Consider the following 25,000-nt stretch of genomic DNA (forward strand, 5'->3'; position numbering starts at 1 on the left):
GCAATCAGGACACTAGATACAACATCATATTGCTAGATTTTCTATGCTGTTCTTCTCCTCAGCTTGCGTATTAAGTGAGAGCCTTGGGTAGAACGATCGCCACTAAAAGGTCACAACTATAAGCTATAACCCCTTTGCTTAACAATGCCGCTGCAAAGCTGATTGGTATGAATAAAGCAAGCACACCTTGAATGATTACGATCGCGACAAATGTGACAAAAGCTACAGATTGCACGCAGGCTTGACACTAGAGTCTAGACGTTATCTGAACCTTTGAATACTGATTCAGAAGCGGTTGGAGCACGTTACTGCAGCTTTCAATCCAAGAGCTTTGTAAGCTTTTTTAGCTATTGCGTTGGACATCATAACGGTTCAAAGCAGTAGTTGAAAGGAGCGATCACAAAGCCTTTCTTTGGGTTGGTTGCTGTAGAAATCTTCGTTAAAGCAACTAGGTGAGCAGGAGCGTTCTATGCCAAAAACATTATTCCAAGTCGATTTGACCAAGCCAATGGATCAGCAAGAGCTACCTGGTCACAATCGCTGGCATCCAGATATTCCAGCCGTTGTCTCTGTCAATCCTGGCGATGTCTTTCGGATCGAGTGCAAAGACTGGACGGATGGTCAGATCAAAAATGATGACAGCCCGGATGACATTCGCGATGTAGATCTAACCGTCGTTCACGTTTTGAGCGGACCCATCCATGTCAACGGTGCTGAACCTGGCGATATTTTGGTCGTTGATTTAGTTGATATTGGTGCGCTTCAAGGCGACGAATGGGGCTTTACAGGCATTTTTGACAAGAAGAACGGTGGCGGTTTTTTGACCGATCATTATCCTGACCCAGCGAAAGCAATTTGGGATTTTCAAGGCATCTACACCACCTCCAGACACATTCCAGGCGTGAAGTTTGCGGGCATTATTCACCCTGGTTTGATTGGCTGTGCACCGTCTCACGAACTGCTAGCAACATGGAACAAGCGCGAAAAAGAATTGGTAGATACGGCTCCCGATTTGCGAACCTATGGCGCGGGTCTTTCTGGCGACAAACCAGTGTTGGCAGCGCTGCCAAATCCTAAGAACGCGATTCTTGGTCAGTTGCCAAAGTCTGAGTTCGATCGCGTGGCGGTTGAAGGCGCACGAACTGTACCCCCGCGTGAGCATGGTGGCAACTGCGACATCAAAAACCTCTCAAAGGGCACCCGTATTTACTTTCCGGTGTATGTGGAAGGCGCAAAGTTATCAATGGGCGACATCCACTTCTCGCAAGGTGATGGTGAAATTTCGTTCTGCGGTGCGATCGAAATGTCTGGCTTCATCGACATCCATGTAGACATCATCAAAGGTGGGGTTGAGAAGTACGGCATGGTCAACCCCATCTTTAAACCCGGTCCGGTAGAGCCTCGCTTCTCCGAATACCTGGTGTTTGAAGGCATCTCGGTCGATGAGTTCACAGGTAAGCAGCACTACATGGATGTACACATTGCCTATCGGCGTGCGTGCTTGAACGCGATCGAGTACCTGAAGAAATTTGGCTATACGGGTGAGCAGGCATATCTCTTGCTCAGTTGCGCTCCAGTAGAAGGCAGAGTGAGCGGTATTGTAGACATTCCTAATGCCTGCTGTACGGTGGCAATTCCAACTGCGATCTTCGACAAGCCCATTCTGCCTGTGTAAAAAAAGTTGTTAGTTGTTGGTTGTTGTTTTTTAGAGTTTGAATTGAAAACCGGATGGTGTTTGAAAAGCTATCTTCAGTCTCAATCTTTTGATGCACTAACAGCTAACAACTAACAACTAAGTAGGTCTCCCTAATTAAACGTAGGATGTGTAAAGCCTGCGGCATGGCTTCGCTAAAGACGGTAGCCGTAACGCATCAAATCCTTGAGCATTATGGGTTACGCTATTGCTAACCCATCCTACGAAAACCCTGTTTACTAACAGCTAACAACTAATAACTAACAACCAATAACTACTAACTAAAATGCCTCTCTACGAGTTCAAATGTGATAACTGTGGCGTGTTTGATCAATGGCGATCGATCGCAGAATGTAACGATCCGGCTAGCTGCCCTACCTGCGAAGGTGCCACCAGACGGCTTTTTTCAGCGCCAGCACTGTTATCGGGTTCGTTGCGCTTAAAAACGGCACGTTCAGAGCCAGAGTTAGTCCAACGATCGAACGATCGCGAGCCAGAGCGACCGAAAGCACAAGCGCACAATGGTGGACGACCCTGGATGATTGGGCATTAGCTTTAGTCGTTGCTCCTACAGTTGCACTATAGGAAAAAATTGTAACCGTCGTTACAGGGTGGGACGATCGAAGTCTATAAACTAGCCCCTATTGCCAGTACTTTGATCTGTCCTGAAGCAAAGAATTTGTGCCGAACAAAGATTATAGGAGGCTTGAATGTCTTATCACGGTGATATTTCGTCTAGTGACGACGCTGTAGGGGTGGCGGTAGTCAACTACAAAATGCCGCGCCTGCATACTAAGGAAGAGGTGCTTGCAAACTGCAAAAATATTGCCTCTATGATTGACGGCATGAAGCTTGGTCTTCCTGGCATGGATCTGGTAGTTTTCCCAGAATACTCAACCCACGGCATTATGTATGATGCTGGCGAAATGATGGAAACTGCCGTCTCCATCCCTGGACCAGAAACCGAAATTTTTGCCGAAGCGTGTATCCGCAACAAAACCTGGGGCGTTTTTTCACTGACGGGCGAGCGTCACGAAGACCATCCCAACAAGGTGCCCTACAACACCCTGATTTTGATGAATGATCAGGGCGAAATCGTTCAGAAGTATCGCAAAATCATGCCCTGGACACCCATTGAGGGCTGGTATCCTGGCGATTGCACTTACGTTACCGAAGGTCCCAAAGGCTTGAAAATCAGCCTGATCATCTGTGACGATGGCAACTATCCTGAAATCTGGCGTGACTGCGCGATGCGTGGTGCTGAACTGATTGTGCGCTGCCAGGGCTATATGTATCCCGCGAAAGAACAGCAGGTGATGGTTTCTAAGGCAATGGCGTGGATGAATAACGTCTACGTTGCCGTTGCTAATGCTGCTGGCTTCGACGGTGTTTACAGCTACTTTGGGCACTCGGCGATCGTCAGCTTTGATGGTCGAACCTTGGGCGAATGTGGCGAAGAAGACATGGGTGTGCAGTATGCCGCTCTATCTAAATTTGCGATCCGCGACTTCCGCAAAAACGCTCAATCGCAAAACCATCTGTTCAAGCTCTTGCATCGTGGCTACACCGGCAAAATCAATTCGGGTGAAGGCGCTGAAGGCGTCAAGGAATGCCCATTTGAGTTCTACCACACCTGGATCAATGATCCAGCGAAGGCAAAGGAAATCTCCGAGTCGATCACTCGTCCGACGGTGGGCGTGAAGGAATGCCCGATCGAGGGGTTGCCGACCGAAAAACTGATTGAAACGCCACTGGTGATGAAGGAGAAAGAAACGGTTCTCCTTAACAACTAAACTGATTTCATTAGACATCATTGCTGCTCTGAACGAAACGCTTGCGTAAACCACGCAGGCGTTTTTTTGAGGAGGGATAATGATCGCAGCCATTTGCCATCCTGAATCAGTTAAACAGGCATAATGCGTGCAGATGCTTGAGACGAATTATCCATGCCGCGATCGTTCTTGCCGTTTCTCCTTGCTTTTATTCTGCTGCGCTTAGTCTTTTGGTTCGCCACTTTTCCCAATCCTGATGAGGCATATTACTGGTTATGGGGGCAGTATCCCGCGCTATCTTACTACGATCATCCACCACTAGAAGCTTGGGTGCAAGGGTTATTTACAGCAGTACTGGGACGTTCTACGTTCGTACTACGGCTTCCCAATCTGTTAAGTAATGCAATTCTTTTCTACACATATTATCAAATCATTCGCTATCTCTACAGTGAGAAAAGCCAGCAATCTTTTTGGTTGGTAGTGCTATTGGTGCTGTCCTCACCGCTGTATTTCTTGTTTCTAGCGCTGGCATGGCATGACCATTTGTTGATTACGCTCTCGTTAGCATCGACGTATCTCTTTATCCGCTTTTTAGATAGCTATATCGAAAATGGTACGGGCGAAAGCTGGCGTTTATACGGTGCGGCAGGCACGATCGCGCTAGCTCTTTTGTCTAAGTACAATGCTGTTTTTGTCATGTTAGGCTTTGTGGCAACGCTGATTGTAGACAAACGCTTGCGTCCTTTATGGCGCGATCTCCGCCTCTATTTGGCAGGCGCAATCACACTTACAGCCTTAATTCCTATTTTTTTGTGGAATCTTTTTAATGACTTTCAGTCGTTTCGTTACTATGTCGATCGTAGTGTTGGAGCGAACAACTTTAGCCTTAGATTCTCGCCTTTTTTCAACTTCTTATTGTTCTCAGTTCTGCTCGTTTCACCCATCATTTGTTTAGGTTTCTTTCGTGGCTTAAAAGGTTCAATGCAACAGAGCAAAATCCGCTCAATTTATCCAACAGTTGCGTTTTGGGTGTTCATTCTCTCTACCGTAGCGCTTACAATCATTTCGCTACTGTCTGCTGCACTTTACTACTGGAATATTACGGCTTATTTATTGCTGTTTCCCTTGCTGCCTGCTGTTTTTGGAGCGGTCAGCGGTCAGCAGTCAGCGGTCAGCAAAGGCAGAGGCTTAACTAACAATTTGCAAGCTTCAACCTCTACGTCTTCAGCCTCTCATGCCTTGCCAAAGCGTCTTTTTGTTGCCGCCCAATGTTATGGTTTATTATTCGCAACATTGTTAGTGCTTCATTACAGTGTCCTGCCGCTGTCAGCCTTTTTTGACAAAGAGAGTGATCCAGATTCACGGATGTTGTTCGGTTGGGAACAGATTGAAGCGGCGATTAAAACAGAAACTGAAGCAGTCGGTCGCAATCGTTTTTTAGCTACGACAGACTATCGTTCGGCATCAGCATTGGCGTATCAGCTTAACGATAAAACGGTAATGGCAATTTCCGATCGCGTTGATCAATTTGACTTTTGGTATACCAATGATGCCCCCTTCAAGGGTCGCAATGCGCTGCTTTTGTCAGATGATTGGCATCCGTTACAACCAGAATTGCTCGCCCAGTTTGATCGCACCTCAGAACAAACTACGATCGCGATCGTGCGCTTTGGCATCTGGATCAAAAACTATTACCTCGTCAAAGGCTACGGGTTTCGCGGCGGCAAGGTTTCTTAAACGCATACGCATAAAAAACTCTCAGCATAAAACCAATTTGCAAAAGGCTTCGTGCTGAGAGTTTTAAAGGAGTCTGAATGGTTGACTAAGCGGTGACTGCCACAGATTCCGCACTCGCAGTTTCAGCGATCGGATAGACGCTAATTTTCTTTTTGCTCTTGCCGTAGCGTTCAAACGTAACAATACCGTTGATCAGCGCAAACAGTGTGTCGTCACTACCACGACCAACATTGCTGCCGGGGTGAATTTTAGTACCACGCTGCCGGATCAAAATATTACCTGCTTTAACAGCCTGTCCACCAAAACGCTTAACGCCTAGACGTTGAGCATTAGAGTCGCGACCGTTACGTGTACTGCCTGTACCTTTTTTATGAGCCATTGTTCCCCCAATCTGAGTCGTTATCTAACAGAAATCTAATGCACACCACTTAATCGATCACAGCAGTCATGTCTAGCATTGCAGCCAAACCTCCTGCTTAATCGAGTGTAGCTATGCGTCGTCGGTGTCGGACACGGTTGCAGGTTCAGCAGCCGCTGCTTTCGCTGCTGGTGCGGCTTTGGTTGCCGCTTTGAGGCTAGAACCACCAATACTGATGCTATTAATCATCAAGCGGGTTAGTTCTTGACGATGCCCTTGCTTTTTGCGGGTTTTCTTTTTGGGCTGCATTTTGTAGACGATGATCTTGCGATCGCGCAGATGCTGCATCACAGTTGCTTCAACCGTTGCGCCTTCTACGTGGGGTTGCCCAACACTGATGTCGCCATCATTTTGTACAAACAGCACTTTGTCAATTGTAATTTGAGAGTCGGGTTCAGCCGCAAGACGGTTAATGTCGTAAAACCGACCTGGCTCTACACGTAACTGTATGCCACCCGCTTCGATAATTGCGTAAGAAGTCATGAGATAGTCCTGGAAGTTGCCGTACAGGTAGCCGATGAGAGTTTTGAATTTTAAGCTCTGAGTTTTGCATGAGCCTAACCGCCTCATACTCAACACTTAAAATGAACTCATCACTCATTCAAGGGCTTTTGCTTTGCCTGACCTGTTCCGAGCAGGAATAGACAGTCAGTTAACCAGTATCTCTACTTCTAACAGCTACTGTCAAGCCTGGAGCAAGAATCGCTTGAAAGATGGATTCGATCGCTCGTTGAAGTTAGTTACCGCCGCTGCTTCGAGAAGAATAGCCCCTGTTCCGTACAAACGGCTGTGAGCGGTCGATCCCATCCATCTTCGGGGAGCGTAGGCAGGTAGGCACTGTCAAAAACGATGCCGATCGTGGGTTTTTCTGCCCAGTTTGGTGTCGCTAGCAGTCGGTCATAAAAGCCGCCGCCGTAGCCCAACCGATAGCCGCGAGTGTCACAGGCGATCGCGGGCACCAACAGCAAATCCACCTGCTCTGGTTCCAGCACAGGCGAGTCTGGATGCGGTTCTAGAATGCCGTAAGCACCAGTTTGAAGGGGCAGTGGCGCTTGAGGTTCCCAGCGATGCCAGTGCAAGGTTTTGCCAACGCAACGCGGAAAGCCCCAGCTTTTTTGGGTTTTGAACAGCTCGCTAAGATCGGGTTCCTGACAAATGCTGAAGTACGCAAGCACAGTCTGAGCGGTGGTAAAAAGAGACGACGATCGCAACTGGTCGCAAAGTTGGCTATTTTTCGCCCGCCAAACGTCTGGGTCGATCGACTGCCGAGCCTCCAAAAGCGCTTTTCGCAACTCTTTTTTATCCATCGTTAGGCACATAAACTCGACGCATCAGTTTAAGACCGCTTCTTTACCTGAATGACTTGCAGACTGCCACCCGCATGAAGTGTCTGCCTTACACGCTGAAACCCAGCCGCTTCTAATAACGTTGCTAAATCAGACTTGATCAACGTCCATGCAGTTTCCGTTTCAAAGAGCAGCAGAAAAAGCGAGAGTCCGGGCACAAAAAGCGGGTTGGTCGGTTTGTGAAAATCAACCAGTGTGAAAACACCATCAGGTCGAAGGACACGATGTACTTCCTTCAAGATTTGCTGAAGTTGCTGTGACTCCATTTCATGCAGTGCCACGCTAGTATGCACTACATCAAACTGGTTGTCAGGGAACGGCATCGCCTCTGCAAAGGCTTCGACATAGTTCGCCTGAGGCACGTTTTTCTGAGCACGTCGCAGCGACAGTGGCGAAGCATCCAGTCCAGTCACATGGCACGATCGCTCTACTAAAAATTTCGTTGCCTGCCCACTCCCACAGCACAAGTCGAGAACGCTGGTTTCAGGGGCGATCGCCACCCCTTCTAACGCTAATTGCCGAAACCGCCGCTCTCCACCCACGCTCAACGCTGCCAACCGCGAAAAGCCATCGTAGAGCCACTGATATTGATAACTCCAATCTCTAAGAATGGTTGCCATAGGAGGTGAGGGTTAAGGAGCAAGGAAGCTAGGGAAGCATGGGGAGCAGAGGAAGCGGAAGAGAAGCTTTGAATTTTGAACAGGTTCTGATTTTAGCCTTTTACCGTTTGCCACTCCCTACGCCCCGCTCCCCACTCCCTACTCCCTACTCCCGGCGCAGCAAACTGGCTCCGATTCAACGCTGTCTCCACAGCCTGCTGCTGATCGCGATGCGTAAGCCATTGATGGTAGGTGCGAGTATGCACTGCAACGGAGTGCCCCATCATGCGAGCGGCAACGGTATCTGGCAAGCCAAAGTGGATAGTGCGAACTGCCCAAGCGTGGCGCAGATTGTATGGCGAGAAGGGCAACTCATAGCGCCGGAATTGCGACGTGACGCGCTGCCCAATGCGCTGGAGTGTGGTCTGGGTGAGATCGGTTTGAATGGTTGGGAGTTGAAGCGATCGCAGGTTAAAGTGTTCGACCCAATCGGGGTAGAAAGGCCACACATCATGAGTGCCAGTTTTAGTAGTGTTGAGGACGCGGATAACAGCCTCTGGTTTGCCTTGAAGTAACGCTGAGTAGTCGCAGAAGAAAACTTCATGGTTTCGCAAGCCGTAGGTTGCCATAACGGCATAGACAAACTGCCAGCCCACATTGGGAATTTGCTCCCAGGTTGCAGCGATTAGTTCATCTGACGGTAAGGTACGGGCTTGTGTTTGGCTTGCGCCGTAGCTGCCCCAGAAGATTTTCAGATCAGTAGGAAGTTCGATGTGCAGAAACGTTGCAAGGGCGCTCAAGGCAGTGCAGCAAACCTGACGACTGCGAGAATTATCTTCTGTAGCACGCACTGTTGCGTAGATCGCTTCTACTAAGCTCAACTGAGGATTTGCCTGCGCGATCGCCTCTAGCTTGCGGTAGTACGGGGCATACGCCTTCTCCCAAGTCGTTTTGGCAGAAGCAGGCTGTTGCACTCGTGATGCCTCCGCGAGAAAGTCCTGTGCAAAGGCTTGTATTTGCTGCGACAGACCCATCTGATCCAGTCGCCCCCAACCCATGCCGCTGTCGTAGTTGCGCCAGTCAAACGTATTTTGAATGAGTTGTGCAGCGAGCACCTTCACCGCTTGTTCTGCTTGCTTTAACCCAGCAGGCGTGGCTGGCAAGCCCAAGCTCAACCGCTGCTGCGATGGTTTAAGCCGCAAGCTACCAGGGCGCGGGGGCAACAGACCGCGCAAACTCAGTTTTTGTCCTCGTCGCTCAATCTGAAAGCCCATCTGTGCTGCTTTCAGGCGTTGATTAAGCTGAAGCAGGCGGTCATCGATCGCAGCAACATCGGTCATAATCGGCGTTTTAGTAGCAAGTCGTGAACGTGGCGTAGATGCTCTCTATTTTAAAGGGACGATCGTCGCTTCCCAGACCGCTCAACTTCACTCTTACTGTCAACAGTTTGCTTGAAACTCCGCCAGAAAAAACTCGATCTGTAAATTCTGTACTCTACCTTGTCCCGCACAAAGGTTAAAATCAGTTACAAACCTGAGAGCAAGGGAAAGCCGTAGCCGTTATGGGTCGATTTGGGGTATTGCTGCTAAACCTGGGCGGACCAGACCATTTGGAAGATGTCCGTCCCTTTCTGTTCAACTTGTTTTCCGATCCGGAAATTATTCGGTTGCCGTTTCCCTGGCTGCAACGCCCGCTTGCCTGGTTGATTTCGACAACGCGGGCAAAAAAATCTCAGGAAAACTATCAGCAAATTGGCGGCGGCTCACCGTTGCGACGGATCACAGATGAACAAGCGGAAGCACTCCAGATACAGCTTCGGCAAAAGGGGCATGATGCCAATGTCTATGTCGGTATGCGCTATTGGCATCCTTACACTGAGGAAGCGATCGCCCGTATTAAGCGTGATGGGGTTGATCGCCTGGTGATTCTGCCGCTCTATCCTCATTTTTCCATTAGTACGAGTGGCTCCAGCTTTCGGTTGCTAGAGCAAATTTGGAATGAAGACCCCAGCCTCTCGCAAATCGACTACACCGCGATTCCCTCCTGGTACGATCGCCCCGGTTACCTTCAAGCAATGGCAGACCTAATTGCCAAAGAGTTAGATCAATTTCCTGAACCCGACAAAGTTCACGTTTTCTTCAGCGCTCATGGAGTGCCTGTTAGCTACGTCGAAGAAGCTGGCGACCCTTATCAACGTGAAATCGAAGCGTGCGTTGCGCTTATCATGAAGACCTTGAACCGACCCAACCCCCATGTGCTGGCGTATCAAAGCCGTGTGGGTCCTGTGGAATGGCTTCAGCCTTACACCGATGATGCGCTGACAGCACTTGCCGAGCAAGGCGTCAAAGATCTCGCAGTTGTGCCGATTAGTTTCGTTTCAGAACATATTGAAACGCTGCAAGAAATTGATATGGAGTATCGGGAACTGGCAGAAGAAGCAGGCATTGCAAACTTCCATCGCGTTCCTGCTCTCAATACACATCCTGGGTTTATCAATGACCTGGCAGATCTGGTGATAGAAGCGTTCAACACCCCACATTTGAAGCTGGCTCAAGTCATGCATCCAGAGAAGCAAGTGAAGATGTATCCGCCAGAGCGCTGGGAATGGGGTATGACCATTTCGGCAGAAGTCTGGAACGGTCGCCTTGCCATGGTGGGTATTCTTGCCGTGCTGCTAGAGATCTTTATGGGTCGTGGTCCATTACACGCGATCGGTTTGCTTTAGAAGGTGGAAGGCAGAGGGCAGGAGGCGGAAGGTAGGAGGCAGAAGAAAGGCGCTATTGTCTCTTAACGGTTAAGTCTCTAGCACTTGCAGCAGGCGTTGATAGACAGCGTGATACCGCTGCAACCGTTCCGTATCTTTTGCAGTCAGCACCGCCATACGGGTAAGCGTCATATTGTCTTCCAGGTCGTAGCGCTTGACCCGCATAGCAAGGGGATTCGTCAGCACGCGATCCATAAAGTCGTCGTAGCTTTCGTCCGATCGCCGTGTGAGACAGTCCAAGGCAGCGATCGCCTCGGACGGAAAGCCCTCAGCCGCAAGCTGTTCTAGCGTCCAGTCCGAATCTTCTACCACATCATGCAGCACAGCTACAATTTGTTCCAATGGCGTTTGTCCGCGTAGCAATAGCCGCAGTGGATGCAAAATGTACGGTGCGTTCGCTTTGTCCAACTGGTTTTGGTGCGCGGTTGCCGCGATCGCCACTGCACGTCCTAGCAGTTGATTTAACGATAGACCCATAGCCTTTAATTCCTTGAGCGCTGCCTTAGTGTAGCTAGCACAGACAATTAGCTGGATTGCTGCCCCGAAAAGACGGGACGGCTTAGTACCATACTTGCAGCTTTGATCACGTTGCGACCGATCGTCTCCAGTGGGGATAGCACCGTTAAGACGCTTCGATGCGGACAGCGCTTGACTGGACTATGAGCATACTGCTGTTGCTGCTGCCGAAGCTGAACAATGAGCACTGGCAAATCTTGCTGCACCTCAGACCAGTACCGTTGTGGAAACTGAGTGTAGTCAAAATTACAGTCGCGAAAAATGCGCTCAATTCGGTGGTAGCGATGCACCGACCAATCCCGCAAGATTGCCCATGACGAGTGCAAATCCTCTGCTATTAGGAGGGGATACGCTTTCTGTTTTAGCCTTTTGAGGTAGTGATCAAGCAAAAACTGCATCATCTTTGCATAACCTGGGTTCTGGCAAGCAGTCTGCTGGATGATCTCTTCTCGTGTGACACCAAACTGGGCTAGCGTGGCTTCGGGAATGTAACAAATGCCGCGTTGTGCATCCTCCTGCATATCGCGCAGGTTGTTAAAGAACTGGTCTAAGGCACCGAAGTAGCAGGCAGGTTGCCAATAGTTCTGTGATAGAAAGGGGAGGACTTGAAAAAAAGCTCCACCCAAATCTTTGAGCATGACCTCATACTGATCAAGAGTATCAATAACGAGATTATGACCGTGGTAGCGCTCGATCGCTTTTAGGTAGCGGTTCCATGACCAAATCGAGAAGCGATCGAACGGGTTAGAAGTGCCAAACCAGCGTGTATAGATACAGTTCAATACGTCTGTATAGGCACATCCAGATTTAACCTGCCCCCAAAGTAAAAGCCATTTCCAACCAGCGTAAAATTTGCGAAATTCAGCACTATCAGAATCTACCAGTTCATTTTCAGCCAGTCGATCAATCAGCCGAATCCAGCTAATCCGCTCGATCCACTCATCACGGATGCAAGGCTCTAACTCCATTACCCACGCTGCATTGTCTTCGTCTTTTAGCGAATCATCGGCGATCGCGTCATGTTGAGAGGAACCTACCAATCCTGAAATTGTGATGCCGTCCATATCACCGTGCCGCTCTTGGTGTCATTTTTAGCATTCCCAGCTTTCAGTAGAATTAACGTTGTGTCATTAAAGACATTAAAAAGACTCCGTACCGAAGTAACCCGCTTCTTCGAAGCGCTTACCAGAACTTCACAAGATGCTGATACAAACGAGACATGGGTGACGGTAAGCACCACAAACCTGCGCTGGGAAGCGGAACTAATGCAGCAGGTGCTGATGGCGCATGACATTCCCACCCGCCTTGTAGCGCTCGGTCTTGGTCTTTATATGGGGCAGGGAAGTCCGGCTGCTCTGCAAGTGCTTATAGAGGACGAACAAACAGCACTTAACTTACTGAGACCCGTTGAGGAGAAAACAGAAACAAGCGAGTAACCTGCTATGATCAATCGGCAACTAAAGGTTGCTCCGTCAAGTCTTAAAATAAAAGCTTTGTAAAATCAGGCTATCTGTTCGCGTTCCGATCGCAGATTTAGAATGCTGACTTAGGTATGGACAGGTAGTCAAAAAGTAAGGAACTACCGCACCTATGTCATTATTTGATTGGTTCGCTAATCGGCAAAAAGCTGGTCCTATCAGCAAAGATCGTCAGGAACGAGAGATTGCCGATGGGCTTTGGGCAAAGTGTGAGGCGTGCGATGTGCTGACCTACACCAAAGACCTACGTGCTAATCAAATGGTTTGCTTAGAGTGTAATCACCACATTCGGGTTTACAGCGACGAGCGTATTCGTCAACTGATTGATCCCAACACCTGGATTGCCATTGACGAAGGGCTGTATGCTACCGATCCCCTTAAGTTTCGCGATCGCAAGCCTTACAGCGATCGGCTCCGTGAAACCCAAGATAAGCTCAAACTTTTAGATGCTGTTCAAACTGGCGTTGGTCAGCTTGATACATTGCCAGTTGCGCTGGGCGTGATGGATTTTCGCTTTATGGGCGGCAGCATGGGTTCTGTAGTTGGTGAGAAATTGACTCGTTTGATCGAGCGTGCCACCCGCGAACGGCTTGCAGTCATTATTATTTGCGCCTCAGGCGGAGCCAGAATGCAGGAAGGGATGCTCAGCCTGATGCAAATGGCAAAAATCTCTGGCGCTTTAGAACGTCATCGTGCTGCCCGCCTGCTTTACCTCCCCGTCCTTACACACCCTACGACAGGCGGCGTTACCGCTAGCTTTGCCATGTTGGGTGACATTATTCTGGCAGAACCAAAGGCAACGATCGGCTTTGCTGGACGCAGAGTGGTCGAACAAACCTTACGCGAAAAGCTGCCCGATGATTTCCAAACCGCAGAATATCTGCTGAAACATGGCTTTGTAGACGCGATCGTGCCTCGGACTCAGCTCAAAAAAACGCTGGCTCAACTTATCCGCTTACATCAGCCCTCCGCCTCGCCCACGCACTTACCCACCCATTTGCCAGAGGCTCGCCCATTTAGTATCACGGCACCAGAGGCATAAGAGCGTTGTGTTGTCACAGTTGTTCTGTAGAGCGATCGCGGCTATGGGCGATCGCTGTCAGGCACTAGGCGACAGCAGTACGTGTGAAGAACTTTGACCGCTCTGTAGCGTGTACACTTCGCCTGTACAATCAGAAAGGAATTCATTTTAGACCCCAGACCCGTCTGGCTTTGGTGAATGTGAAGGCTATGATTCTCATTCTTTAAGGCTTGTGCTTTTGGTACGGCTGAAATTATGACCTGGGCTACTGCTGCTAAGTGTGCTTTGAAGAGTGTGCTTTGAGGCATCCAGGTGCAGTTGATGGAGTCTGGTAATCCTCTTAATAACCCCAATATCTGAGCCACAGTAAGGAGAACCATGCTTAAAAGGTACATCTGGCTTGTTGTAGCCACTGTATTCTTCGCCTTTCAGATGTTTGTCGGCAACGTCTCGGCGGCTGAACTGGATGCAGCAATTCGTACAATTCCCCTTGATGACAAAGGTGGAACGCTTGAGCTGAGTCTCAAGCAGGTGAAAGAAGGAAAGCGCCTGTTTCAGTATGCCTGTGCCCAGTGTCATGCTGGTGGCGTGACCAAGACAGACCCTAATGTTGGTCTTGAGCCAGAATCATTGGCGCTAGCAACACCACCCCGTAACACGGTGGCTTCTTTGGTGGACTACATGAAAGACCCCACCACCTACGATGGTGCACAGTCGATCGCCGAAGTGCATCCTAGCCTTAAGAGTAAAGACAACTTCCCCGAAATGCGTAACCTGACGGAAGACGACCTGGTTGCGATCGCGGGTCACATTTTGCTTCAGCCTAAAGTGGTTGGCGACAAGTGGGGCGGCGGCAAGATTTACTATTAAGCGATTAGGCATCACTGCCTCACATTCTTCTACGGTAAGACTTTAGACATCAAACTTATAGACCGATCGAGTGTCTAGAGTTTAAATGTCTAAAGTCTTTTTTGTTCAAGCGAGAGTTCATTCAAGCGGAATTTTACAGATGCAACGCTCTCTTTGGGTTCGTCTACTGGTTCTGGTTATTGCTATGGGTTCACTCTTCACCAGTGTGTTACCCGCTTATGCTGCCGGTGATGCCTATGTAACACGCTACCTGCGCGTCACTGAGCCTATTCCACTGGCACTGGATGAACAAGGCAACACTCGCTTGTTTGCGGCAGAAGAACTGTCAGCTGGCAAGCAACTCTTTGAGCGCAATTGTCTTAACTGTCATGTGGGTGGAGCAACCTTACCGGATCCCACTGTGTCGTTAGCGCTAGCAACGTTACAGGGCGCAACACCACGACGCGATAACGTGAGCAGCCTGGTTGCTTACTTCCGGCAACCAATGACCTACGACGGCACTGAAGAAACATTTTTATGCCGCCAAGTACCTGAAAGCTGGTTGTCGCAAGCGCAGGTAGAAAGTCTGGCAGGTTTTGTGCTGAGAGCAGCGCAAACTGCACCCGGATGGGGCGGCGCAATTTTTCAGGATGAGTAAGCTACACCCTCTAACGTCCTTAGTTTAAGGATGTGCAATGACTCAGAGGATTGTAAAGGCATAAAGTCTCATCGCTTGCTCTCCATCACTGTTTAGATTCTTCGACGCGCTGTCGTAGATATGGTTTAAGATCCATAGATGTAAGTGCGCTTAAATCACTAAGAGAGCTATGAAATCAATCCGTTTTGTTACGAAAAGCCTCTGCCTCACCGTGCTGGCTGCCCTGCTTGTTGTTGGTAGCTTTTTTACGTCAGTGGCTCCCGCAGCAGCTGAGACTTATACAGTTAAAATGGGCGCTGATAACGGTCTGCTAGTCTTCCAACCCGCTAACCTAACCGTCAAACCTGGTGATACTGTGAACTGGGTTGTTAACAAAGTGCCTCCCCACAACGTCATCTTCGACGACAAAGCAATTCCTGGCAAAGACAAGGATTTGGCAAAATCTCTTTCCCATCCTCAGCTTGAAATGGCTCCTGGCAAAGGTTATGAGTTGACCATCCCTAAAGATCTTGCGGCTGGTGAATACTCTTACTTCTGCGCTCCTCACCGAGGTGCTGGCATGATTGGCAAACTGACGGTTGAAGGCTAATTCCGCGAAGCAACGGGAACTATCTACCCAGAATGCGGCAGGTAGTTCCAGCTTTTTTGTCATGCGATCGCACAGCAAGCAAGATGACGCTTAAAGCCGCCTTGTCTACGTGAACCCGTTACTCAATGCCCAGCTAAACGAGTGGGATATTAAAATCCAGATAGAGGAGAAACGGCTTGAAGAGACTGTCGATGATCGCGCTACTGGCGACGATCGTTTTTATCTTTAGCATGGCAGGCTCTCCGGCACAGGCAGCAAACCTTGTGAACGGTGAAAAACTTTTTAACGCTAATTGCGCTGCCTGTCACATGGGCGGTAATAATGTCATTCTTGCTAATAAGACTTTAAAAAAAGAGGCTCTGGAGAAGTACGAGATGGCATCTCTAGACGCAATTAAGCATCAGGTTGCAAAAGGCAAAAATGCCATGCCTGCCTTTGGTGGACGTTTAAGCGCAGAGCAGATTGAAGATGTAGCTACCTATGTCTTGGAGCAATCGCAACAGGGATGGTAGGCATCTACTAATGCGCGTTATGTATTATCACTGGGCAATGATCGAACTTGTGCTCTGTTAAAGCAGCAAAATTGTTCGATCAACGAATGCTACATAGGCTTTAAGCTCTCTTGAAATTATCAAGGGAGCTTTTTTGTACTTACATATCCTTCGTACTGGCACGACTGCTTCAGTTCTAAGTCTCTCTCACTAGAAAAGGGTAGTGATCAAGCTTCTTTCCGCTTCTGTAGGCGATGGTAAAGGCGCTGTGTTTTGGTAAGGCAGTCAATGTTTTATAACTTAGCAATCTATCCTGAGAGGATGTCTGAGAAGCTCTAAAATGTCATGCTGTTCACTGAAGCATTTTCACAAACGTATTTTTTACAACGTATTGATGTAGTGCACGTTTAATAGAGTTGCAAAATGCTACCAAACGCTTCATTGAGCGCTGGAACGATAGCTATGTTGTTTTGCTTTACTTTATTCAGACCGATCAAAAACACTTTTAAGACCAGCTCCTAAAGCGCTTGATCATTGACCAAAGTACGCCATCTCCTGTCCTACCTCATTACAAGGAAAAATCAGTGGTTCCTCTGCGCGACAATAATCCAACGAGCATTACTCCGTTTGTAACCTATACGTTAATTGCCGCCAACATTTTGGTGTTTTTGTACGAACTCAGTCTGTCACCCCCACAGCTTGAGCAGTTTTTTCGTGTGTGGGCAGTGGTTCCTAGAGAGCTAACCGCCAGTTTTTCAGGTCAACTGTCAGCCCAGCCGTTCCCAGAGTGGCTCACCTTATTTACATCCCAATTTCTGCATGGCGGCTTTTTGCACGTTGCTGGCAATATGTTGTTTCTCTGGATTTTTGGCAATAATGTTGAAGATCGGTTAGGGCACGTCAAGTATTTAATCTTTTATTTAGCGTGTGGGGCACTCGCAGCACTGACTCAGTGGTTTGTCTCGTCTGGCTCATCCGTACCATCGCTAGGTGCTAGTGGCGCGATCGCGGGTGTCATGGGAGCCTACATCCTACGCTTTCCCAAAGCAGAAGTTTTGACCCTGATTCCCCTTGGCTTCTTCTTCTGGACGTTTCGTGTCCCGGCTTTTGCGTTTCTAGGCTTCTGGTTTCTACAGCAAGCTCTCTATGGCTTGGCTAGCTTGGAAGCGCCGATGAATATCGGCATGGAGAGCGGCGGTGTGGCTTACTGGGCACACGCAGGAGGCTTTGTCTTTGGTGCCATTCTCGGTCCGTTGTTAGGTTTACTCTCTAAACCAGCCAACTCATACAGCTCCTAAGATGCGTCTGTGGTCTGTGAGTTACAATAAGCGCGCCACATGATGAGGATGGACAATGCCCCGGATTAATCCGTTTACGCTCCAGATGGAGGTTACTCGAATGTTTGAGCAGGGGCAAGCGTTTTTTGCCACTCTCAAAGTGCAGGACTGGCTGAAGGAGCGTAACGAAGACCCTACCGCTTACGACATTTTGTTTCACCAAAAACCTGCTCCACCGGGATCAGGGCAGGTCACGGTTGTCGAAATTGAACTCCGCCGCAAAGATGGACAGCCAGTTGACACTTGGCTCCAGGAAGAAGCGAATCGTCATGCCTAATGTCGGTCTTGGCAAACGGCTTTAAGCCGTTACAGGTACAGGGGGGTATTGCTGTAGCACCTGCTTCAGGTAGTGCCCTGTGTAGGAGTGCGGGTGCTCGGCAACGTCTTCAGGAGTACCGACAGCAATGATTTCGCCGCCCCGATCGCCGCCTTCGGGTCCTAGGTCAATAATCCAGTCAGAGCAGCGAATTACGTCTAGATTGTGTTCGATAACAAGGACGGTATTGCCTTTATCTACCAGTCGTTGCAGCACATCTAGCAACTTGTGAACATCGTAAAACGACAGTCCGGTCGTTGGCTCATCAATGAGATACAACGTTTTGCCTGTGGCACGACGCGAGAGTTCAGTCGCTAGTTTGACCCGCTGCGCTTCGCCACCAGAAAGGGTCGGTGCGGTTTGTCCGAGCCGGACGTAACCCAGACCCACATCTGCCAGGGTTTGCAACCGTGCTGCTGCCTGAGGAATGTTTTTGCAAAACTCCAACGCTTCATCGACGGTCATACCCAAGACATCAGCGATCGACTTCCCTTTAAACTTCACCTGAAGCGTCTCACGGTTGTAGCGGGCACCTTTGCACACCTCACACTGCACGTACACGTCAGGCAAGAAGTTCATTTCGATGACATTCACACCCTGACCGCCACAGGCTTCGCAGCGTCCGCCCTTGACATTAAAGGAAAACTGACCCGGCTTATAACCTCTGGCTTTTGCTTCGATCGTCTCAGCAAAGACATCACGGATGATATCGAATGTACCCGTATAGGTAGCAGCATTGGATCGTGGGGTGCGACCGATCGGCGACTGGTCAATCACGATCGCCTTGTCAAGTGCACTCAAACCACCGATTGGCTCCATTTCCTTTGGCTGCGGAATTTTGCTGCCAAAGTGATTTTGCAAAGCGGGATAGAGCAGTTCATTAATCAGCGTCGATTTGCCAGAGCCAGAGACACCTGTAACCGAAACGAGAGCACCAAGCGGAATATCAACGTCAACGTGCTTAAGATTATTGCGGTAGGCATGACGGATTTTAAGAGCGCGACCATTGCCCGATCGACGCTGGGCAGGGGTAGCAATCACCTCTCGTCCTGACAAATAAGCCCCTGTCAGCGAATCCGGCGTATTCAGCATCGTTTCCAGACTGCCCTGTGAAACAATCCGTCCACCATGGACACCAGCACCGGGACCAATATCGACAATGTGGTCAGCTGCCCGAATCGTTTCCTCGTCGTGCTCTACAACGATCAGCGTATTGCCCAGATTGCGGAGACGGGTCAGCGTCTTTAGCAGGCGAGCGTTATCTCGCTGGTGCAGCCCAATGCTGGGTTCATCCAGCACATAGAGCACACCAGTTAACCCAGAGCCAATCTGCGTTGCGAGCCGAATACGCTGCGCCTCACCGCCTGAAAGCGTCATCGCCGTGCGGTTGAGAGAGAGATACTCCAGCCCTACGTCCAGCAAAAACTGCAAGCGGGCTTTGATCTCACGCAAGACCAAATCAGCAATTTGTGCCTGCCGTGCGCTCAACTCAATGCTGTTCACCTGATTCAGACAATCACGAATGGAGACGCTCGTTAAGTCAGCAATTTGAAATTGTCCCAACCGCACCGACAGCGCTTCTGGTTTGAGCCGCTTGCCCTGACAGTCTGCACAAGGCTGATCAACCAGATATTGCTCCAATTTTTGCTTGTAAGTATCTGAGTTAGCTTCCTGGTATTGCTTTTCTAGCAATGGCAAAGCGCCTTCATAGCGACGCTGGTAGCCCTTATTCTGGCGGTAGCGAGAATCCACCTCAATCCAAATCGCCTCCTTTGAGCCATGCAGCAACACCTGATGCTGTTCGTCGGTGAGTTGGCTCCAGGGCGTTTGAATATCGAAGCCAAATGCTGCCGCCACACTACAGAGCAGCGAGAGATAGTAAGTGTTGTCTTTGTCTGACCAGGGCGCGATCGCCGCATATACAGGCAAGTCCGGGTTCGGCACAACCAACTCTGCCGAAAATTTGCGATGGCTACCCAAGCCATGGCAGGCAGGGCAGGCTCCATAGGGCGAGTTGAAGGAAAACAAGCGAGGCGACAGTTCTTCCATCACTGCGCCATGTTCAGGGCAGGCGAAGTTCTCAGAAAAGACGAGGGGCGTAGGAGGCGGGGCTTGGGGCGTAGGAGCAGATGTGCCATAGTCGCCACCTTTCTCAGCCGCACGAAGGGCTTTGCCAGTGGGGAGTTCGACCACATTGCTACCGGAATCCTGGCTTTTTGTGGCTGACTCCTCCTGCAATATGTCAATTACCGCAATGCCGCCAGAATGCTTCAGACAGGTACCAAGGGAGTCCGTCAGTCGTTCTTCAATGCCCGCTTTTTTAATTAAGCGATCGACCACAATCTCGATCGTGTGCGACTGGTTTTTATCTAGATCGATCGAGTCACTCAGCTCTCGCACTTCGCCGTTGATGCGAACCCGCGCAAAGCCTTCGGCTGCCAGACTGGATATCTGCTTTTTGTGGGTGCCTTTCTTGCCACGGACAACGGGAGCAAGCACTTGAAAGCGGGTGCGATCAGGCAGTTCCATCACCCGATCGACCATCTGGTCAATGCTCTGGGGCGAAATGGCGCGATCGCAGTGAGGGCAATGAGGCGTGCCTGCCCGTCCATACAGCAGCCGCAGATAGTCATAAATTTCGGTGACAGTACCAACGGTTGAGCGTGGGTTGTGCGACGTAGATTTCTGGTCGATCGAGATGGCGGGACTTAAGCCCTCGATCGCATCAACATCGGGCTTGTCCACCTGTCCCAAAAACTGGCGGGCATACGCACTTAACGACTCGACATAGCGCCGCTGCCCTTCGGCAAAAATGGTGTCAAAAGCCAGGGATGACTTGCCAGAGCCAGATACACCTGTGAACACGATCAGGCGATCGCGCGGCAACTCTAGATCAACATCCTTCAGGTTATGCTGTCGTGCCCCTCGAATGCGAATCGTATTTTGAGCAACAGCATGACTGGCAGGATGACCATCATGTGACTCCGCTACAGTCTGTTTAGAACCGTTAGTCTTGGAACCGTTGGCGCGATCGGGCATAGAGACAGGAAAAAATAATCTTTCCCATTCTATCGCTCTACGCTCCGAGACAGGGATGAAAGCCTTCTCGCTATTCGCCTAATTTCTCTTAAACCATATGGGTAAATCTTTCTAACTGGTAAACCTTGACGCTGTATTAGCTTTCAGACTTGAGCTTTAAGCCGTACACTCTACATTGACTGCTGACTGCTCAAGAGTAATGCAGCAAACGGAAGGATTTTGCAAGATTAGCTAGGCTTAAGAAGCATTGGCTAGCTCTGCTGATGCATTGCCCCCGACAGAGGTTCAAACCATGTATACCCAAGAATTAATCGCCACAGCAAAGGCAATGGTCGCTCCGGGTAAAGGCATCCTGGCGGCTGATGAAAGCTACGGTACAGCCAACAAGCGTTTTGAAAAGATCGGCATTCCTACAACAGAAGAAAAGCGACGGGCATACCGCGAAGCACTCTTTACCACTCCTGGCATTGGTGAGTTCTTAAGCGGCGTGATTCTATTCGACGAAACGATTCGCCAAGCAACAAAGGATGGTAAGCCGTTCACCAAGTTGCTGCTAGAAGCTGGCATCATCCCCGGTATTAAGCTGGATGCAGGCGCAAAACCGCTGGCTAAGTCTCCTGACGAGACGATAACCGAAGGTCTGGACGGCTTGCGCGATCGCATTGCCGAATACTACAAAATGGGCGCTCGTTTTGCGAAATGGCGTGCCGTCATTACAATTGGCAATGGCATTCCGTCTCACCGCTGTATCGACACAAACGCGAATGCTCTTGCCCGGTATGCCGCGCTCTGTCAGGAAGGCGGGTTGGTGCCGATCGTTGAACCTGAAGTACTAATGGATGGCGACCATACGCTAGAGCGCAGTTATGCCGTGCATCACGATGTACTCAAAGCCGTTTTTGATGCACTTTACGTTCAGGGTGTCGAACCTGATCAAATGATTCTTAAGCCGAGTATGGTTATCTCTGGTCAAGACTGCCCTCAACAGGCGAGTGTGGAAGACGTAGCTCGCTTAACCGTCAAGTGCTTGCGAGAGCGAGTGCCTGCTGCCGTTCCTGGTTGTGCGTTTCTCTCTGGCGGGCAGAGCGATGAAGTAGCAACTGCTCATCTCAATGCCATGAATGCTACTTTCAAAGACCAACTGCCGTGGAAGCTCACCTTTTCTTACGGTCGTGCGCTTCATCAAGCAGCGCTAGAAGCCTGGAAAGGCGAGGATGCTAATATTTCTGCGGCTCAAAAAGAGTTGTATCGTCGTGCAAAATGCAATAGCGCAGCATCGCTAGGGCAGTATGCATCTGAAATGGAGAAAGTAACTGCCTAGTTTTTGGGTGCTATTAACCTCGCACTATTTTATCTTGCACAAGCTGTAGAGCTGTATAGTGCTATTAGGCATCGCTGTAACGCACCGCTAACCCATGTCTCTGTGCGTTACGCTGTCGCTAACAGCACCCTACGCAATCATGGCGCAATTTCAAAATACGTAGGAACAAAAGCTGCCGGGTTCATATGAGTTTTGAGTTGTAAGTCCTAAGAAGGCTCTACGCTTGCAACCCAAAGCTCATCTTTCAGCATCCCCCACTGTTAAGCGGCTCTAACCAGGATGCGTTGCGCTGTCACGACGAGCAGGGTAAGCAGTAACGTACTGCTTTGAGTTGGCTGCATTGTTGGGGCTTCGCTCACCTGGCTCATCAACTACCTGTGCAACCATTTTGGGTGTTGCAGGATGCTCAAGGAGTAGCGGTTCTTTAACCTTCCCATGTGTTGGTAGCGCGATCGGTGCCAGCAAAGTCATAGGTGCTTGCTCGATCGTTGGTGATGCTGGCAATTGCCTGACGGGTGCCATCACAGATGCAAAGGTGCTGGCATAATGTCTATGGCTAGAAAGCTCCGTCATCGATCGCTGTTCTGGCAAATAACTCATATCTGCCTGGGTTATCTGCATCACTAAAGTACGATCAACCAGGCTGATCCGCTGCACCAACGAGCTGCCCAAAAGCACAAAGCGCCAGTGGCAATGCACATCGGGCTGTACGACTACCAAATGAAGTTGCCGTTTATACAATACCAGGTTGCGTACTTCCCCAACCGTTTCGCTCTGTGAGTCAACGACGGTGAAGGTGTCCAGCCTCTCTTTAAGCGCTTCAATTTTGGTCAGTAGCGATCGCTCTAAAGGTCGGCGGTTGGTTGCCAGTTGCAAGACGTTTTCTGGTAAAGCGTAGTTCATGGGCTGGTGCTAACCTCTTGAGCAACGGCTGAAAGGGTCGGGAAACGGCTAATAGGGTACAAAACCAGGAAGGCTTCACCCTGGAGTAGCTTGCGTGAAAAGACCAGTTGAACCCCAACTTGTTGGTACACTACTGGCTTACAGATTCCTAAACAGCATTGGTTAGGGCATCGACAACTTAAGTATAATCGCTGACTGCTCTATGGTTTTAGTGTGGTAGATTTCGGCTCCTCGATCGACCACTACACCTATTTTGTGCAATACCTTACCATGCCTCAAGACTGGCTTGTCCTGCTAAAAACGTTTCGAGCGATCGCGGTGATTCGTGCGGCACAGTATGAAAGCGGCTATCAGATGGCAAAGGCAGTCGCAGCAGGAGGGATGCGGCTGATTGAAATTACCTGGAATAGCGATCGCGCCTCGACACTCATTGACCGCCTGCGTCAGGACTTACCTCACTGCACGATCGGAACAGGCACGCTACTGCACGAAACGCAGCTTCGAGAGGCGATCACCGCCGGTGCTCAGTTTCTCTTCACGCCTCATGTCGCTCCCAGCCTGATCCAACTCGCCGTAGCACAAAATATACCTATCATCCCTGGTGCCCTTTCCCCGACCGAAATTGTCAGCGCGTGGCAGGCAGGAGCAAGCAGCGTTAAGGTCTTTCCTGTGCAGGCGTTGGGTGGCGCAGCCTACATTCAAAGCTTGCAAGCACCGTTGGGCAACATTCCCTTAATTCCCACAGGTGGTGTCACGTTGGCAAATGCCCAATCGTTTTTAGCGGCTGGTGCTGTCGCCGTTGGGCTTTCGGGTCAGTTATTCCCCAAACAGGCAGTGGTGGACGGCAACTGGGGTGCGATCGCCCAACAAGCAAAGGTGCTAGTGCATTGTCTTACTAGCCCTAAGGCAGCAGATTGTGAACCATAAACGCTAAAGAGGCTGCTGACCATGAAGCCACTTTAAACACTCGCTCAATCATTAGCCATTAAACAGGAAAAACCGTAGATAGGAATGTATAAAACAATCTACAGAGAGCGAACGATCATGTTGCCACCACGCAGTTTCAAGCAAAGCCTGAGTTTGTTGGTGTTTATCGGTACTGCCATCTTGCCTGTGTCGGCACAGGCTATGCCGCCCGTAAGTGCCCCTATGCTGATCGCACAAACCAACACGATCGCCACCTCAGTGCGTCGGCTCGAACAATCAAAGCAGCGGTGGATTGAGGTAAATCTTTCCAGTCAGCGCCTCATCGCTCGGGAAGGCAAAACACCTGTCTACGCCATTCTGATCTCTACAGGCAAAGCTTCAACACCAACCAAGACTGGAGTATTTGCCATTCAGACGCGCAATCGTTCTGCCCGTATGAGAGGCGCTGATTACGATATTGCTGATGTGCCTTACACCATGTATTACGACGGCAACTATGCCATTCATGGAGCTTATTGGCACCACCGCTTTGGCACGCCCGTCAGCCACGGTTGCGTCAATTTAGCAGTTGATCACGCTGGCTGGCTGTTCAACTGGGCGAAAATTGGCACACCTGTAGTCGTGCGACGCTAGGTCTTGCCAGCACAGCGTTGCTAGCATCCCCTAAATGTCCCCTACTTTTACGGTCGTTTCTGGTCGTTTTCGACTCTACCAGCAAAGGGCTAGAAGCCTTGAAACGTAAGCGGACCCTACAGGATTTGAACCTGTGACCGACCGCTTAGAAGGCGGTTGCTCTATCCACTGAGCTAAGGGTCCTTATATGACGTATCGCTATATTGACCAGCATAAACCAAGAACCCCCTACGTCTGCTCTGATTTTTGAGCGATCGTCTTGATCCAGACGATTGACTTAAGACAAAGCACTGAGACGATGGGAAAAGCTGAAGGCACAGGCAGTCTAACACCAAGACTCAAACAGCAGTTAGGGTACAAAGCTCAACTACTCAGTTGGGACTTTGGTAATAAACCATGCTCAACTTTTGGTTTCTGCGCTACTCTGACTCTATCTGCGCGATTGCCTTGATGGAGCTAGCTAATGACATCAACGCTTTTCTATCTAGTCAATTTATCAAAAAGCCCTTTAGTCGGAGCTACCCCATTACCCGTTCCGGCGTTTTAACTCTTTTGTTATGACACATTAAGTTGTGTTAGCAACCTTAAAAGAC

General features: G+C 49.7%; 25 protein-coding genes and 1 tRNA gene. 16 read left to right on the forward strand and 10 right to left on the reverse strand.

Annotated elements, in window-relative coordinates:
* Window positions 1-469: 469 nt before the first annotated feature.
* From fmdA to H6F86_RS12550, 4 genes are all read left to right on the forward strand, one after another.
* Window positions 470-1,675: a formamidase gene (fmdA, locus tag H6F86_RS12535; protein ID WP_190448939.1), complete on the forward strand. Its 1,206-nt coding sequence runs from the start codon at window positions 470-472 to the stop codon at window positions 1,673-1,675.
* Between the two features lie 304 nt (window positions 1,676-1,979).
* Window positions 1,980-2,246 (forward strand): zinc ribbon domain-containing protein, encoded by a 267-nt coding sequence (locus H6F86_RS12540; RefSeq protein ID WP_190448940.1) that lies wholly within the window; start codon window positions 1,980-1,982, stop codon window positions 2,244-2,246.
* A 157-nt stretch (window positions 2,247-2,403) separates the two neighbouring features.
* Complete coding sequence (locus tag H6F86_RS12545) at window positions 2,404-3,486, forward strand: aliphatic amidase (protein ID WP_190448941.1); 1,083 nt, start codon at window positions 2,404-2,406, stop codon at window positions 3,484-3,486.
* Between the two features lie 153 nt (window positions 3,487-3,639).
* On the forward strand, window positions 3,640-5,202 hold the full coding sequence (locus tag H6F86_RS12550) for a glycosyltransferase family 39 protein (protein ID WP_190448942.1): 1,563 nt from the start codon (window positions 3,640-3,642) through the stop codon (window positions 5,200-5,202).
* A gap of 85 nt (window positions 5,203-5,287) precedes the next feature.
* Here H6F86_RS12550 and rpmA read toward each other — a convergent pair whose 3' ends face one another.
* From rpmA to H6F86_RS12575, 5 genes are all read right to left on the reverse strand, one after another.
* Window positions 5,288-5,581 (reverse strand): 50S ribosomal protein L27, encoded by a 294-nt coding sequence (gene rpmA / locus H6F86_RS12555; protein ID WP_190448943.1) that lies wholly within the window; start codon window positions 5,579-5,581, stop codon window positions 5,288-5,290.
* Window positions 5,582-5,692: 111 nt separating this feature from the next.
* On the reverse strand, window positions 5,693-6,103 hold the full coding sequence (gene rplU / locus H6F86_RS12560) for a 50S ribosomal protein L21 (protein WP_190448944.1): 411 nt from the start codon (window positions 6,101-6,103) through the stop codon (window positions 5,693-5,695).
* 257 nt (window positions 6,104-6,360) lie between these two features.
* Window positions 6,361-6,927 carry a 5-formyltetrahydrofolate cyclo-ligase gene (locus H6F86_RS12565; protein ID WP_190448945.1) on the reverse strand — a complete coding sequence of 189 codons (567 nt, stop codon included), beginning with the start codon at window positions 6,925-6,927 and terminating at the stop codon, window positions 6,361-6,363.
* Between the two features lie 29 nt (window positions 6,928-6,956).
* Window positions 6,957-7,586 carry a methyltransferase domain-containing protein gene (locus H6F86_RS12570; RefSeq protein WP_190448946.1) on the reverse strand — a complete coding sequence of 210 codons (630 nt, stop codon included), beginning with the start codon at window positions 7,584-7,586 and terminating at the stop codon, window positions 6,957-6,959.
* A 92-nt stretch (window positions 7,587-7,678) separates the two neighbouring features.
* Entirely contained in the window at window positions 7,679-8,905 is a 1,227-nt protein-coding gene (locus H6F86_RS12575; RefSeq protein ID WP_190448947.1) for a site-specific integrase, read from the reverse strand.
* A 221-nt stretch (window positions 8,906-9,126) separates the two neighbouring features.
* Here H6F86_RS12575 and hemH point away from each other — a divergent pair, with 221 nt between their 5' ends.
* Window positions 9,127-10,290, forward strand: coding sequence for a ferrochelatase (hemH, locus tag H6F86_RS12580; RefSeq protein ID WP_190448948.1), 1,164 nt, complete (start codon window positions 9,127-9,129; stop codon window positions 10,288-10,290).
* Between the two features lie 69 nt (window positions 10,291-10,359).
* On the opposite strand, the gene H6F86_RS12585 is transcribed toward hemH, so the two are convergent.
* Both H6F86_RS12585 and H6F86_RS12590 read right to left on the reverse strand, forming a co-directional pair.
* Window positions 10,360-10,806: a phosphohydrolase gene (locus H6F86_RS12585; RefSeq protein WP_190448949.1), complete on the reverse strand. Its 447-nt coding sequence runs from the start codon at window positions 10,804-10,806 to the stop codon at window positions 10,360-10,362.
* 47 nt (window positions 10,807-10,853) lie between these two features.
* Window positions 10,854-11,909 (reverse strand): squalene/phytoene synthase family protein, encoded by a 1,056-nt coding sequence (locus tag H6F86_RS12590; protein WP_190448950.1) that lies wholly within the window; start codon window positions 11,907-11,909, stop codon window positions 10,854-10,856.
* Between the two features lie 60 nt (window positions 11,910-11,969).
* Here H6F86_RS12590 and H6F86_RS12595 point away from each other — a divergent pair, with 60 nt between their 5' ends.
* The 8 genes from H6F86_RS12595 (at window position 11,970) to H6F86_RS12630 (ending at window position 17,545) form a co-directional block, all read left to right on the forward strand.
* The gene (locus H6F86_RS12595; protein ID WP_190449067.1) at window positions 11,970-12,281 is read left to right on the forward strand and encodes a hypothetical protein; all 312 of its coding nucleotides are present in this window, start codon (window positions 11,970-11,972) and stop codon (window positions 12,279-12,281) included.
* A 154-nt stretch (window positions 12,282-12,435) separates the two neighbouring features.
* Entirely contained in the window at window positions 12,436-13,365 is a 930-nt protein-coding gene (gene accD / locus H6F86_RS12600) for an acetyl-CoA carboxylase, carboxyltransferase subunit beta (protein ID WP_190448951.1), read from the forward strand.
* Window positions 13,366-13,722: 357 nt separating this feature from the next.
* Window positions 13,723-14,214, forward strand: coding sequence for a photosystem II cytochrome c-550 (gene psbV, locus H6F86_RS12605; protein ID WP_190448952.1), 492 nt, complete (start codon window positions 13,723-13,725; stop codon window positions 14,212-14,214).
* 139 nt (window positions 14,215-14,353) lie between these two features.
* On the forward strand, window positions 14,354-14,851 hold the full coding sequence (gene psbV2 / locus H6F86_RS12610) for a photosystem II cytochrome PsbV2 (RefSeq protein WP_190448953.1): 498 nt from the start codon (window positions 14,354-14,356) through the stop codon (window positions 14,849-14,851).
* A 169-nt stretch (window positions 14,852-15,020) separates the two neighbouring features.
* Window positions 15,021-15,440, forward strand: coding sequence for a plastocyanin (gene petE, locus H6F86_RS12615; RefSeq protein WP_190448954.1), 420 nt, complete (start codon window positions 15,021-15,023; stop codon window positions 15,438-15,440).
* A 176-nt stretch (window positions 15,441-15,616) separates the two neighbouring features.
* On the forward strand, window positions 15,617-15,952 hold the full coding sequence (petJ, locus tag H6F86_RS12620; protein WP_199322277.1) for a cytochrome c6 PetJ: 336 nt from the start codon (window positions 15,617-15,619) through the stop codon (window positions 15,950-15,952).
* A 563-nt stretch (window positions 15,953-16,515) separates the two neighbouring features.
* A complete protein-coding gene (locus tag H6F86_RS12625) occupies window positions 16,516-17,229 on the forward strand; it encodes a rhomboid family intramembrane serine protease (RefSeq protein ID WP_190448955.1) in 714 nt (237 codons plus the stop codon).
* A 55-nt stretch (window positions 17,230-17,284) separates the two neighbouring features.
* Complete coding sequence (locus H6F86_RS12630) at window positions 17,285-17,545, forward strand: hypothetical protein (protein WP_190448956.1); 261 nt, start codon at window positions 17,285-17,287, stop codon at window positions 17,543-17,545.
* Between the two features lie 21 nt (window positions 17,546-17,566).
* Here H6F86_RS12630 and uvrA read toward each other — a convergent pair whose 3' ends face one another.
* Window positions 17,567-20,623 (reverse strand): excinuclease ABC subunit UvrA, encoded by a 3,057-nt coding sequence (uvrA, locus tag H6F86_RS12635; RefSeq protein WP_190448957.1) that lies wholly within the window; start codon window positions 20,621-20,623, stop codon window positions 17,567-17,569.
* Window positions 20,624-20,915: 292 nt separating this feature from the next.
* Here uvrA and H6F86_RS12640 point away from each other — a divergent pair, with 292 nt between their 5' ends.
* Entirely contained in the window at window positions 20,916-21,944 is a 1,029-nt protein-coding gene (locus H6F86_RS12640; RefSeq protein ID WP_190448958.1) for a class I fructose-bisphosphate aldolase, read from the forward strand.
* Window positions 21,945-22,214: 270 nt separating this feature from the next.
* Here H6F86_RS12640 and H6F86_RS12645 read toward each other — a convergent pair whose 3' ends face one another.
* Window positions 22,215-22,847, reverse strand: a complete 633-nt coding sequence (locus tag H6F86_RS12645) for a hypothetical protein (protein WP_190448959.1) — start codon at window positions 22,845-22,847, stop codon at window positions 22,215-22,217.
* Between the two features lie 270 nt (window positions 22,848-23,117).
* On the opposite strand from H6F86_RS12645, the gene H6F86_RS12650 reads away from it, so the two are divergent.
* Window positions 23,118-23,774, forward strand: a complete 657-nt coding sequence (locus tag H6F86_RS12650; protein WP_190449054.1) for a bifunctional 4-hydroxy-2-oxoglutarate aldolase/2-dehydro-3-deoxy-phosphogluconate aldolase — start codon at window positions 23,118-23,120, stop codon at window positions 23,772-23,774.
* 222 nt (window positions 23,775-23,996) lie between these two features.
* Window positions 23,997-24,407 carry a L,D-transpeptidase gene (locus H6F86_RS12655; protein WP_242033503.1) on the forward strand — a complete coding sequence of 137 codons (411 nt, stop codon included), beginning with the start codon at window positions 23,997-23,999 and terminating at the stop codon, window positions 24,405-24,407.
* Between the two features lie 110 nt (window positions 24,408-24,517).
* Here H6F86_RS12655 and H6F86_RS12660 read toward each other — a convergent pair.
* Window positions 24,518-24,590: transfer RNA gene (locus H6F86_RS12660), tRNA-Arg, on the reverse strand.
* Window positions 24,591-25,000 lie beyond the last annotated feature (410 nt).

Origin of the sequence: Phormidium sp. FACHB-592, from assembly GCF_014695795.1 — a bacterium.
Classification (GTDB): Bacteria; Cyanobacteriota; Cyanobacteriia; order Leptolyngbyales; family Leptolyngbyaceae; genus Stenomitos.